12 protein-coding genes are annotated in these 12339 nt (G+C 52.8%); all 12 read left to right on the top strand.

Translation table 11 applies throughout. The features are described 5' to 3' along the window. The first annotated feature begins 40 nt into the window (after positions 1-40). Positions 41-664, top strand: a complete 624-nt coding sequence (gene rsmG / locus QRD42_RS04885; protein ID WP_318362495.1) for a 16S rRNA (guanine(527)-N(7))-methyltransferase RsmG — start codon at positions 41-43, stop codon at positions 662-664. A 616-nt stretch (positions 665-1280) separates the two neighbouring features. Beyond that, the gene (atpI, locus tag QRD42_RS04880; RefSeq protein ID WP_072570869.1) at positions 1281-1661 is read left to right on the top strand and encodes a F0F1 ATP synthase subunit I; all 381 of its coding nucleotides are present in this window, start codon (positions 1281-1283) and stop codon (positions 1659-1661) included. Positions 1662-1669: 8 nt separating this feature from the next. Next, positions 1670-2488, top strand: coding sequence for a F0F1 ATP synthase subunit A (gene atpB, locus QRD42_RS04875; RefSeq protein ID WP_072570870.1), 819 nt, complete (start codon positions 1670-1672; stop codon positions 2486-2488). Between the two features lie 47 nt (positions 2489-2535). After that, positions 2536-2775 (top strand): F0F1 ATP synthase subunit C, encoded by a 240-nt coding sequence (gene atpE, locus QRD42_RS04870; RefSeq protein WP_000429386.1) that lies wholly within the window; start codon positions 2536-2538, stop codon positions 2773-2775. 58 nt (positions 2776-2833) lie between these two features. Continuing rightward, on the top strand, positions 2834-3304 hold the full coding sequence (gene atpF, locus QRD42_RS04865; RefSeq protein ID WP_072570872.1) for a F0F1 ATP synthase subunit B: 471 nt from the start codon (positions 2834-2836) through the stop codon (positions 3302-3304). A gap of 14 nt (positions 3305-3318) precedes the next feature. Next, positions 3319-3852, top strand: a complete 534-nt coding sequence (gene atpH, locus QRD42_RS04860) for a F0F1 ATP synthase subunit delta (protein ID WP_072570874.1) — start codon at positions 3319-3321, stop codon at positions 3850-3852. A 12-nt stretch (positions 3853-3864) separates the two neighbouring features. After that, the gene (gene atpA / locus QRD42_RS04855) at positions 3865-5406 is read left to right on the top strand and encodes a F0F1 ATP synthase subunit alpha (RefSeq protein WP_072570876.1); all 1542 of its coding nucleotides are present in this window, start codon (positions 3865-3867) and stop codon (positions 5404-5406) included. Between the two features lie 50 nt (positions 5407-5456). Beyond that, positions 5457-6320, top strand: a complete 864-nt coding sequence (atpG, locus tag QRD42_RS04850) for a F0F1 ATP synthase subunit gamma (protein ID WP_072570878.1) — start codon at positions 5457-5459, stop codon at positions 6318-6320. Between the two features lie 26 nt (positions 6321-6346). After that, complete coding sequence (gene atpD / locus QRD42_RS04845) at positions 6347-7729, top strand: F0F1 ATP synthase subunit beta (protein WP_006177559.1); 1383 nt, start codon at positions 6347-6349, stop codon at positions 7727-7729. A gap of 20 nt (positions 7730-7749) precedes the next feature. Then, positions 7750-8169 carry a F0F1 ATP synthase subunit epsilon gene (locus QRD42_RS04840; RefSeq protein ID WP_032615508.1) on the top strand — a complete coding sequence of 140 codons (420 nt, stop codon included), beginning with the start codon at positions 7750-7752 and terminating at the stop codon, positions 8167-8169. Positions 8170-8858: 689 nt separating this feature from the next. After that, positions 8859-10229, top strand: a complete 1371-nt coding sequence (gene glmU / locus QRD42_RS04835; protein ID WP_321988299.1) for a bifunctional UDP-N-acetylglucosamine diphosphorylase/glucosamine-1-phosphate N-acetyltransferase GlmU — start codon at positions 8859-8861, stop codon at positions 10227-10229. Between the two features lie 211 nt (positions 10230-10440). After that, a complete protein-coding gene (glmS, locus tag QRD42_RS04830; RefSeq protein WP_072570881.1) occupies positions 10441-12270 on the top strand; it encodes a glutamine--fructose-6-phosphate transaminase (isomerizing) in 1830 nt (609 codons plus the stop codon). Positions 12271-12339: the final 69 nt, after the last annotated feature.

Raw genomic sequence — 12339 nt, 5'->3', positions numbered from 1 at the left:
AAGCGCCACCCGCCGTTAAGTATCTAAACAGGTAATCACCGTGCTCAACAAACTCTCTCGTCTGCTGGATGAAGCCGATATTTCGCTCACCGATCACCAGAAAAACCAGCTGGTGGCCTATGTCGATATGCTGCACAAATGGAACAAAGCGTACAATCTGACCTCGGTACGCGATCCGAACGAGATGCTGATCCGTCATATTCTGGACAGCGTGGTGGTTGCGCCGCACCTGGCAGGTTCGCGCTTTATCGACGTGGGTACCGGACCAGGGCTGCCGGGGATCCCGCTGTCAATCGTCTTACCTGACGCGCACTTCACGCTGCTGGACAGCCTCGGCAAGCGGGTGCGTTTTCTGCGCCAGGTGCAGCACGAGCTTGGCCTGACTAACATCACGCCGGTGCAGAGCCGCGTTGAGGATTTCCCGGCGGAGCCGCCGTTTGACGGAGTGATCAGCCGTGCCTTTGCTTCCCTGAACGATATGGTGAGCTGGTGTCATCACCTGCCGGGGCAGGGGGGGCGTTTCTATGCGCTGAAGGGCCAGTTGCCTGATGATGAAATCGAAAAACTACCGGCAGACTTTGCGGTGGAATCGGTGATCAAATTGCGCGTTCCGCAACTGGACGGCGAACGTCATCTGGTGATGATTAAACCAAACAATATTTAATTTTTATCAAAAAATGTTAATTCCGTACTGTAGTGAATGTGTTAAAAATCAGCACGCAGAAACGGAATAAATCCCGTTAGGCTTAACCTTATTTTTACTGGGATTTTTCTGTTTGTTAACCTGGCATTTTTTGTTAACCGGCAAAATAATCAACCAGGGAAGTATATGTCTGCTAAAAATCAGTAATGCTTAACGTTTAGCGATGTTAAAAATTTATTAAGAATGTCAATAAAAGGTTTTTGTTGTATATGAAGCTGTTTTGGAAATAGTCGCAGTTATTCATCTTGAATATCAGAAAGATGGTGAGTGGGATTATTATGCTTCGATGAAAGAAGCTTAAACGCAAATGCGCAATTTGTGATCTGGTGCACGCTTTAGCATCAGGCTTTTCGCGCGATTGGCAATCCTGTTCGATGGTTCACACTTTACAAAAAAGTGGAAAAATAGCCCTCGAGAAATTTATTTAAACATTTATTCACCTTTTCGCTACTTATTGTTTGAAATCACGAGGCCGCACCGTATAATTTGCTCGCTTTTTGATGCTTGACTCTGAGCCTTAAAGAACGTTTTATACGACACGCGACATACCTCGTTGGGGGCAGGAGTAAAAAACGTGATGTCTTTGTCGCTCTTGAGTCGAAACGTTGCTCGTAAGCTTCTGTTCATTCAGTTCCTGGCAGTGATAGCAAGCGCATTGCTATTTTGCCTTAAAGACCCCTTCTGGGGCGTCTCCGCAGTATGCGGTGGGCTGGCAGTGGTACTGCCAAATATGTTGTTTATGATTTTTGCCTGGCGTCATCAGGCGCATACACCTGCTAAAGGCCGCATGGCCTGGTCCTTCGCCTTCGGGGAAGTGTTCAAGGTGTTGGCGACCTTTACCCTACTGGTGGTGGCGCTGGCGGTTTTGAAGGCGGTCTTTTTGCCGCTCATCGTCACGTGGGTTTCGGTGCTGGTTGTACAGATACTGGCACCCGCTGTAATTAACAACAAAGGGTAAGAGGCATCATGTCTGCAGGAGAAATCTCAACACCGCAGGAGTACATAGGCCACCATCTGAATAACCTTCAGATTGACCTGCGTACCTTTTCGCTGGTGGATCCGCATAACCCCCCAGCCACTTTCTGGACGCTTAACATCGACTCCATGTTCTTCTCGGTGCTTCTGGGTCTGTTGTTCCTCGTGATGTTCCGTAGCGTTGCCAAAAAAGCAACCAGCGGCGTTCCGGGAAAATTCCAGACGGCGATCGAGCTGGTCATTGGCTTCGTCAACGGCAGCGTGAAAGACATGTACCACGGCAAGAGCAAACTGATTGCTCCGCTGGCCCTGACGATTTTCGTCTGGGTATTCCTGATGAACCTGATGGATTTGCTGCCTATCGACCTGCTGCCGTATATCGGCGAGCATGTATTCGGCCTGCCGGCTCTGCGTGTGGTTCCGTCCGCTGACGTGAACATCACCCTGTCGATGGCGCTGGGCGTATTTATCCTCATTCTGTTCTACAGCATCAAAATGAAAGGCATTGGCGGCTTCACCAAAGAGCTGACCTTACAGCCGTTCAACCACTGGGCATTTATTCCTGTCAACTTAATCCTTGAAGGGGTAAGCCTGCTGTCTAAACCGGTATCACTCGGTCTGCGACTGTTCGGCAACATGTATGCCGGTGAGTTGATCTTCATTCTGATTGCAGGACTTCTGCCATGGTGGTCACAGTGGATCCTGAATGTGCCATGGGCCATTTTCCACATCCTGATCATTACGCTGCAAGCCTTCATTTTCATGGTTCTGACGATTGTCTATCTGTCGATGGCATCTGAAGAGCATTGATTTTACCAACACTACTACGTTCTAACTGAAACAAACTGGAGACTGTCATGGAAAACCTGAATATGGATCTGCTGTACATGGCTGCCGCTGTGATGATGGGTCTGGCGGCAATCGGTGCTGCGATCGGTATCGGCATCCTCGGGGGCAAATTCCTGGAAGGCGCAGCGCGTCAACCGGATCTGATCCCTCTGCTGCGTACTCAGTTCTTTATCGTTATGGGTCTGGTGGATGCTATCCCGATGATCGCTGTAGGTCTGGGTCTGTACGTGATGTTTGCTGTCGCGTAGTAAGCGTTGCTTGATTAAGCAATTTTTAGAACGTTAACCAGATAAGAGGCATTGTGCTGTGAATCTTAACGCAACAATCCTCGGCCAGGCCATCGCGTTTGTCCTGTTCGTTCTGTTCTGCATGAAGTATGTATGGCCGCCGTTGATCGCTGCCATTGAGAAACGTCAAAAAGAAATCGCTGACGGCCTCGCTTCTGCAGAACGAGCTAAAAAGGATTTGGACCTTGCACAGGCCAATGCGACCGACCAGCTGAAAAAGGCGAAAGCGGAAGCCCAGGTAATCATTGAGCAGGCGAACAAACGTCGTGCTCAGATCCTGGACGAAGCCAAAACCGAAGCAGAACAGGAACGTACCAAAATCGTTGCACAGGCTCAGGCAGAAATTGATGCTGAGCGTAAACGTGCTCGTGAGGAACTGCGTAAGCAAGTTGCTATCCTGGCTGTTGCTGGCGCCGAGAAGATCATCGAACGTTCCGTGGATGAAGCTGCTAACAGCGACATCGTGGACAAACTTGTCGCTGAACTGTAAGGAGGGAGGGGCTGATGTCTGAATTTGTTACGGTAGCTCGCCCCTACGCCAAAGCAGCTTTTGACTTTGCTGTCGAAACCCAAAGTGTCGATCGCTGGCAGAACATGCTGGCGTTTGCCGCAGAGGTAACGAAAAACGAACATATGGCGGAGATGCTTTCAGGTGCACTGGCACCGGAAACTCTCGCCGCGTCGTTCATCGCCGTTTGCGGCGAGCAACTTGATACCAACGGCCAGAACCTGATCAAGGTGATGGCTGAGAATGGTCGTCTGAGAGTGCTCCCGGATGTTCTTGAGCAGTTTGAGCACTTACGTGCCCTTAGTGAAGCTACCGCTGAAGTTGAAGTAACCTCGGCGACCGAACTGAGTGAAGAACAGCTTGCGAAGATTACCGCCGCGATGGAAAAACGTCTGTCACGCAAAGTTAAGCTGAATTGCAATATCGATAAGTCTGTAATGGCGGGCGTAATCATCCAGTCGGGTGATATGGTCATTGATGGCAGCGTACGCGGCCGTCTACAACGCCTCGCAGACGTCTTGCAGTCTTAAGGGGACTGGAGCATGCAACTGAATTCCACCGAAATCAGCGAACTGATCAAGCAGCGCATTGCTCAGTTCAGTGTTGTGAGCGAAGCTCATAACGAAGGTACTATTGTTTCTGTAAGTGACGGTGTTATCCGCATTCACGGCCTGGCCGATTGTATGCAGGGTGAAATGATCTCCCTGCCGGGTAACCGTTACGCTATCGCACTGAACCTGGAGCGCGACTCCGTAGGTGCTGTTGTGATGGGTCCGTATGCTGACCTCGCCGAAGGCATGAAGGTTAAATGTACTGGCCGTATTCTTGAAGTACCGGTAGGCCGTGGCCTGCTGGGCCGCGTGGTGAACACCCTGGGTGCGCCAATCGACGGTAAAGGTCCGGTTGATAACGATGGCTTCTCGCCAATCGAAGTTATCGCACCGGGCGTAATCGATCGTCAGTCCGTCGATCAGCCGGTACAGACCGGTTACAAATCCGTTGATGCCATGATCCCAATCGGTCGTGGTCAGCGTGAGCTGATTATCGGCGACCGTCAGACCGGTAAAACCGCGATGGCTATCGATGCGATCATCAACCAGCGTGACTCCGGCATCAAATGCGTATACGTGGCAATCGGCCAGAAAGCGTCCACCATCTCTAACGTGGTGCGTAAACTGGAAGAGCACGGCGCGCTGTCCAACACTATCGTTGTGGTGGCTACCGCTTCTGAATCCGCTGCGCTGCAATACCTGGCTCCGTATGCCGGTTGCGCCATGGGCGAATACTTCCGTGACCGCGGTGAAGATGCGCTGATCGTTTATGATGACCTGTCCAAACAGGCTGTTGCATACCGTCAGGTTTCCCTGCTGCTGCGCCGTCCGCCAGGACGTGAAGCATTCCCGGGCGACGTGTTTTATCTCCACTCCCGTCTGCTGGAGCGCGCATCCCGCGTAAACGCGGAATACGTTGAGAACTTCACCAAAGGTGAAGTGAAAGGTAAAACTGGCTCCCTGACCGCGCTGCCGATCATTGAAACCCAGGCGGGTGACGTTTCTGCGTTCGTTCCGACCAACGTAATTTCTATTACCGATGGTCAGATCTTCCTGGAAACCAACCTGTTTAACTCCGGTATTCGTCCGGCGGTTAACCCGGGTATCTCCGTATCCCGTGTTGGTGGTGCTGCTCAGACCAAGATCATCAAGAAACTGTCCGGTGGTATTCGTACCGCGCTGGCACAGTATCGTGAACTGGCTGCGTTCTCTCAGTTCGCATCCGATCTGGATGAAGCTACCCGTAAACAGCTGAGCCATGGTCAGAAAGTGACCGAGCTGCTGAAACAGAAACAGTATGCCCCAATGTCTGTTGCACAACAGGGCCTGGTGCTGTTCGCGGCTGAACGCGGTTACCTCGAAGATGTGGAACTGGCGAAAATCGGTAGCTTCGAAGCCGCTCTGCTGGCTTACGTTGACCGTGACCACGCTCCGCTGATGCAAGAGATCAACCAGTCCGGTGGCTATAACGACGAAATCGAAGGCAAGCTGAAAGGCATCCTCGATTCCTTCAAAGCAACCCAGTCCTGGTAACGTCTGGCGGTCTGTCTTAGGGCAGACCGCAAGGCATTGAGGAGAAGCTCATGGCCGGCGCAAAAGAGATACGTAGTAAGATCGCAAGCGTCCAGAACACGCAGAAGATCACTAAAGCGATGGAGATGGTCGCCGCTTCCAAAATGCGTAAATCGCAGGACAGAATGGCGGCCAGCCGTCCTTATGCAGATACCATGCGCAAAGTGATTGGTCACCTTGCGAACGGCAATCTGGAATATAAGCACCCTTACCTGGAAGAACGCGACGTTAAGCGCGTGGGCTACCTGGTGGTGTCGACCGACCGTGGTCTGTGCGGTGGCTTGAACATTAACCTGTTCAAAAAACTGCTGGCGGAAATGAAAGTATGGTCCGATAAAGGCGTTCAGAGCGATATCGCGATGATCGGCTCTAAAGGCGTCTCTTTCTTCAATTCCGTGGGGGGCAATATTGTCGCCCAGGTGACCGGTATGGGTGATAACCCGTCCCTGTCCGAACTGATCGGCCCGGTAAAAGTGATGTTGCAGGCCTACGATGAAGGCCGTCTGGACAGGCTGTACATTGTCAGCAACAAATTTATTAACACCATGTCTCAGGTTCCGACCCTCACCCAGCTGCTGCCGTTACCGGCATCAGAAGACGGTGAGCTGAAGCAGAAAGCCTGGGATTACCTGTATGAACCCGATCCGAAACCGCTGCTGGATACCCTGCTGCGTCGTTACGTTGAGTCGCAGGTTTATCAGGGCGTGGTAGAAAACCTGGCCAGCGAGCAGGCCGCACGTATGGTGGCGATGAAAGCCGCGACCGACAATGGCGGCAGCCTGATTAAAGAGCTGCAGTTGGTATACAACAAAGCTCGTCAGGCCAGCATTACTCAGGAACTCACCGAAATCGTCGGTGGTGCATCCGCGGTATAACCAGGTTAATTCGTAGAGGATTCAAGATGGCTACTGGAAAAATTGTCCAGGTAATCGGCGCCGTGGTTGACGTCGAATTCCCTCAGGATGCCGTACCGCGTGTGTACGATGCTCTTGAGGTACAAAATGGTAACGAAAGCCTGGTGCTGGAAGTTCAGCAGCAGCTCGGTGGTGGTATCGTGCGTACTATCGCCATGGGTTCTTCTGACGGTCTGCGTCGTGGTCTGGAAGTAAAAGACCTTGAGCACCCGATTGAAGTACCGGTAGGTAAAGCAACACTGGGTCGTATCATGAACGTGCTCGGTCAGCCGATCGACATGAAAGGCGACATCGGTGAAGAAGAGCGTTGGGCGATCCACCGCGCGGCACCAAGCTACGAAGAACTGTCCAGCTCTCAGGAACTGCTGGAAACCGGCATCAAGGTTATCGACCTGATGTGTCCGTTCGCTAAGGGCGGTAAAGTCGGTCTGTTCGGCGGTGCGGGTGTGGGTAAAACCGTAAACATGATGGAGCTGATCCGTAACATCGCGATCGAGCACTCCGGCTATTCCGTGTTTGCAGGCGTGGGTGAGCGTACTCGTGAGGGTAACGACTTCTACCACGAAATGACTGACTCCAACGTTCTGGACAAAGTATCCCTGGTTTACGGTCAGATGAACGAGCCGCCGGGAAACCGTCTGCGCGTTGCGCTGACCGGCCTGACCATGGCTGAGAAATTCCGTGACGAAGGTCGTGACGTTCTGCTGTTCGTCGATAACATCTATCGTTATACCCTGGCCGGTACGGAAGTATCCGCACTGCTGGGCCGTATGCCTTCTGCGGTAGGCTATCAGCCGACCCTGGCAGAAGAGATGGGTGTGTTGCAGGAACGTATCACCTCCACCAAAACCGGTTCTATCACCTCCGTTCAGGCGGTATACGTACCTGCGGATGACCTGACTGACCCGTCACCAGCCACTACCTTTGCGCACTTAGACGCAACCGTGGTACTGAGCCGTCAGATCGCGTCTCTGGGTATCTACCCGGCCGTTGACCCGCTGGATTCCACCAGCCGTCAGCTGGATCCGCTGGTGGTTGGTCAGGAACACTACGACACCGCGCGTGGCGTACAGTCCCTGCTGCAACGTTACCAGGAACTGAAAGACATCATCGCCATCCTGGGTATGGATGAACTGTCTGAAGAAGACAAACTGGTGGTAGCTCGCGCACGTAAGATCCAGCGCTTCCTGTCCCAGCCGTTCTTCGTGGCAGAAGTATTTACCGGTTCTCCGGGCAAATACGTCTCCCTGAAAGACACCATCCGTGGCTTTAAAGGCATCATGGAAGGCGAATACGATCACCTGCCGGAGCAGGCGTTCTACATGGTTGGTTCCATCGACGAAGCCGTGGAAAAAGCCAAAAAACTTTAACGCCTTAATCGGAGGGTGATATGGCAATGACTTACCACCTGGACGTCGTCAGCGCAGAGCAACAAATGTTCTCCGGGCTGGTCGAGAAAATCCAGGTAACGGGCAGTGAAGGTGAACTGGGTATTTTCCCGGGTCACGCCCCGCTGCTCACCGCCATTAAGCCTGGTATGATCCGCATCGTTAAACAGTTCGGTCATGAAGAGTTTATCTACCTGTCCGGCGGCATTATTGAAGTGCAGCCTGGCAGCGTGACCGTTCTCGCTGATACTGCTATTCGTGGCCAGGATCTCGACGAAGCGCGAGCTCTGGAAGCGAAACGTAAAGCAGAAGAGCACATTAAGAGCTCTCATGGCGACGTGGATTACGCTCAGGCGTCTGCGGAGCTGGCCAAAGCGATCGCGAAACTGCGTGTTATCGAGTTGACCAAAAAAGCGATGTAACACCGGCTTGAAAAGCACAAAGCCAGTCTGGTTGCCAGGCTGGCTTTTTTTATGCTTCCACGAGAATGGGTTGATAAATGAAATGGTGTTTCTTATTTTTTGTGATTAACATCACAAAAATATTGATCGGTTAAAATTTGAGGTGTAGACTTATTTTTGTGAAGTAAGTCACATAAACGAATTCAACCGCCGGGAAAACATCATGAAACTGATTAAGAAAATTATCGCTTTCTTCAACAACATGAACGTTTCTTTTGGTACTTTTAATCTGTAATCACGTAGTGCCGCCAATTAAAACGACAACCGCTGGTGGCGTGAACAGACATCAATAAAGGTCGCCCGAGGCGGCCTTTATGCTTTTAATAATTCAGTCAAAATATCCCCCGTTCGTACGGCTTCGCGCCCCGCTTAACTCCTCTATACTCACCTTTGCTGCTGTCAGCCTGGCTACGTTTTCTTTATTCATTCTGCGAAAAAATAAGTAAAACATCGGCATAACAACTTTACAGCCCGTGATATGTTCATTTTTTACGGTAAATGGCATCATGACGGCCGGAAAACGGGGCGCAGAAGGGGATTATTACCGGTCTGCTGGCATTTAATCTGCGACCCAATTCACGGCGAAAAAAATGTAGTATTTTCAATGTGAAAAAGTAAAAATTCACCCTCAAATTACAGTCAGGACGCGTATGTTGAACAGTGCTATGAGTGTGGTCATCCTTGCCGCTGGTAAAGGGACCCGCATGTATTCCGATCTTCCCAAAGTGCTGCACACCCTTGCAGGGAAAGCGATGGTCCAGCATGTCATTGATGCCGCGAATGAACTTGGCGCCAGCCGCGTTCATCTGGTTTACGGGCACGGCGGCGATTTGCTGAAGCAGACATTGCGCGACGACAAGCTGAACTGGGTGCTACAGGCTGAACAACTGGGCACCGGACACGCCATGCAGATGGCCGCGCCGAATTTTGCTGATGACGAAGATATTCTGATGCTCTACGGCGATGTGCCGCTGATTTCGGTCGCTACTCTGCAACGCCTGCGTGACGCCAAACCGCAGAACGGCATTGGCTTACTGACGGTAAATCTCAGCGATCCGACCGGCTATGGCCGTATCACCCGCGAGAACGGCAAAGTGACCGGTATCGTGGAGCACAAAGATGCCACCGATGAGCAGCGTCAGATCCAGGAAATCAATACCGGCATTCTGATCGCCAATGGTGCAGACATGAAGCGCTGGCTGGCGAAACTGACCAACAACAATGCGCAGGGTGAATACTACATCACCGATATTATCTCGCTGGCTTATCACGAAGGGCGTGAAATTGCCGCCGTCCACCCGGAAAGGCTGAGCGAAGTGGAAGGCGTGAACAACCGCCTGCAGCTGTCCCGTCTGGAGCGCGTCTATCAGGCTGAGCAGGCTGAAAAGCTGCTGCTGGCAGGGGTTATGCTGTGCGATCCGGCGCGTTTCGATTTACGCGGCTCCCTGACCCACGGGCGCGATGTGGAAATCGATACTAACGTGATTCTCGAAGGTAACGTCACCCTGGGGCATCGCGTGAAGATCGGCGCAGGCTGCGTGATCAAAAACAGCGTGATCGGCGATGACTGCGAAATCAGTCCTTACAGCGTGGTGGAAGATGCTGAACTGGCCGCCGCCTGCACCATCGGCCCGTTTGCGCGTCTGCGTCCGGGTGCCGAGCTGCTGGAAGGCGCGCACGTCGGCAACTTCGTGGAAATGAAAAAAGCGCGTCTGGGTAAAGGCTCGAAAGCGGGTCATCTCACCTACCTGGGCGATGCGGAAATTGGCGATAACGTGAACATCGGCGCGGGCACAATCACCTGCAACTACGATGGCGCCAATAAGCATAAAACCATTATTGGCGATGACGTGTTTGTCGGCTCCGATACGCAGCTGGTGGCGCCGGTGACGGTAGCCAGCGGCGCAAGCATCGGCGCGGGCACCACGGTAACGAATGACATCGCGGAAAATGAACTGGTTATCAGCCGGGTACGTCAGACCCATATCAAGGGCTGGAAACGTCCGGTGAAGAAGAAGTAACAATGTGGCGGGTGGTGCTTCGCTAACCCGCCCTACGGTTTTCTGCCGGATAAACGTTAGTGCCATCCGGCAAACAGGGATGAGGAGATAAACATATATCTCCCGCCCACCAGCAGTAACCATAAAAATAACCCCACTCTCTACAAGGCTCGGGGCGCCCGATACGGGCAAAACAGGTCGGCGACAACGCATCATTATCAGGAAATTAACTATGTGTGGAATTGTTGGCGCAGTCGCGCAGCGTGATATTGCTGAAATCCTTCTCGAAGGCTTACGTCGTCTGGAATATCGTGGTTATGACTCTGCGGGACTGGCCGTCGTCGATAACGAAGGGCACATGACCCGTCTGCGTCGTCTGGGTAAAGTTCAGATGCTGTCTCAGGCTGCGGAAGAACATCCGCTCCATGGCGGTACGGGGATCGCACATACACGCTGGGCAACCCACGGTGAACCTTCGGAAGGGAATGCGCACCCGCATGTGTCCGAACACATTGTGGTGGTCCATAACGGTATTATTGAGAACCATGAGCCGCTGCGTGAAGTATTGCAGGCACGTGGCTACGTCTTTGCCTCCGAAACCGATACCGAAGTGATTGCTCACCTCGTTCACTGGGAGCTGGAGCAGGGCGGCACGCTGCGTGACGCCGTGTTACGTGCTATCCCGCAGCTGCGCGGTGCCTACGGCACGGTGATCATGGATACCCGTCATCCGGATACCCTGCTGGCCGCCCGTTCCGGCAGCCCGCTGGTCATTGGCCTCGGCATGGGCGAAAACTTCATCGCTTCCGATCAGTTAGCCCTGCTGCCGGTCACCCGTCGCTTTATCTATCTGGAAGAAGGCGATATCGCTGAAGTTACGCGTCGCAGCGTGACCGTATTTGATAAGTCTGGCCACGAAGTTACGCGCCCGGACATCGAATCTAATCTGCAATACGACGCGGGCGATAAAGGTATCTATCGCCACTACATGCAAAAAGAGATTTATGAGCAGCCGAACGCCATCAAAAACACTCTGACCGGGCGTATCAGCCACGGCGAAGTGGATTTAAGCGAGCTGGGCGCGAATGCCAATGACATGCTGTCACAGGTTGAGCATATCCAGATTGTGGCCTGCGGCACCTCGTATAACTCCGGGATGGTGTCACGCTACTGGTTTGAATCCCTGGCGGGCGTGCCCTGTGACGTGGAGATTGCCTCTGAGTTCCGCTACCGCAAATCCGCGGTTCGTCGCAACAGCCTGATGATCACCCTGTCCCAGTCCGGTGAAACGGCAGATACCCTGGCCGCGCTGCGCTTGTCGAAAGAGCTGGGTTACCTCGGTTCGCTGGCGATCTGTAACGTGCCGGGCTCCTCGCTGGTGCGTGAATCCGATCTGGCGATGATGACCAACGCCGGGACTGAAATCGGTGTGGCTTCCACCAAAGCTTTTACCACCCAGTTAACGGTGCTGCTGATGCTGGTGGCGAAGTTAAGCCGTCTGAAAGGCATGGACGCGTCCATTGAGCATGACATTGTGCATGGTCTGCAGGCGCTGCCGAGCCGTATCGAGCAGATGCTGTCGCAGGACAAACGCATCGAAGCGCTGGCAGAAGATTTCTCCGACAAGCATCACGCGCTGTTCCTTGGCCGTGGCGATCAGTATCCGATCGCGCTGGAAGGCGCGCTGAAGCTTAAAGAGATCTCCTATATCCACGCTGAAGCTTATGCGGCGGGCGAGCTGAAACACGGCCCGCTGGCGCTGATTGACGCCGATATGCCGGTGATCGTGGTGGCACCGAATAACGAACTGCTGGAAAAACTGAAATCCAATATTGAAGAAGTGCGCGCCCGTGGCGGCCAGCTGTACGTCTTCGCCGATCGTGATGCCGGTTTCAACAGCAGTGACAACATGCACATTATCGAAATGCCGCATGTGGAAGAGGTGATCGCACCGATTTTCTATACCGTGCCGCTGCAGTTACTGGCCTATCACGTTGCGCTGATCAAAGGCACCGACGTTGACCAGCCGCGTAACCTGGCGAAATCCGTTACGGTTGAGTAAATAAAACACAGCCCCGTCTGCAAAGGCGGGGCTTTTACTGTCTGCGCTGTTCTGTTTTTATACACATTT

It is taken from the genome of Enterobacter sp. PGRG2 (assembly GCF_030291195.1).
Taxonomy (GTDB): domain Bacteria; phylum Pseudomonadota; class Gammaproteobacteria; order Enterobacterales; family Enterobacteriaceae; genus Enterobacter_D.
This window is presented reverse-complemented; position numbering and strand designations above follow the sequence as displayed.

What these genes read in the sequence shown, in the direction of transcription:
- atpI (WP_072570869.1), top strand. Translation starts at nt 1,281, where the DNA reads ATGTCTTTGTCGCTCTTGAGTCGAAACGTTGCTCGTAAGCTTCTGTTC.
- atpB (WP_072570870.1), top strand. Translation starts at nt 1,670, where the DNA reads ATGTCTGCAGGAGAAATCTCAACACCGCAGGAGTACATAGGCCACCAT.
- atpE (WP_000429386.1), top strand. Translation starts at nt 2,536, where the DNA reads ATGGAAAACCTGAATATGGATCTGCTGTACATGGCTGCCGCTGTGATG.
- atpH (WP_072570874.1), top strand. Translation starts at nt 3,319, where the DNA reads ATGTCTGAATTTGTTACGGTAGCTCGCCCCTACGCCAAAGCAGCTTTT.
- atpA (WP_072570876.1), top strand. Translation starts at nt 3,865, where the DNA reads ATGCAACTGAATTCCACCGAAATCAGCGAACTGATCAAGCAGCGCATT.
- atpG (WP_072570878.1), top strand. Translation starts at nt 5,457, where the DNA reads ATGGCCGGCGCAAAAGAGATACGTAGTAAGATCGCAAGCGTCCAGAAC.
- atpD (WP_006177559.1), top strand. Translation starts at nt 6,347, where the DNA reads ATGGCTACTGGAAAAATTGTCCAGGTAATCGGCGCCGTGGTTGACGTC.
- QRD42_RS04840 (WP_032615508.1), top strand. Translation starts at nt 7,750, where the DNA reads ATGGCAATGACTTACCACCTGGACGTCGTCAGCGCAGAGCAACAAATG.
- glmU (WP_321988299.1), top strand. Translation starts at nt 8,859, where the DNA reads ATGTTGAACAGTGCTATGAGTGTGGTCATCCTTGCCGCTGGTAAAGGG.
- glmS (WP_072570881.1), top strand. Translation starts at nt 10,441, where the DNA reads ATGTGTGGAATTGTTGGCGCAGTCGCGCAGCGTGATATTGCTGAAATC.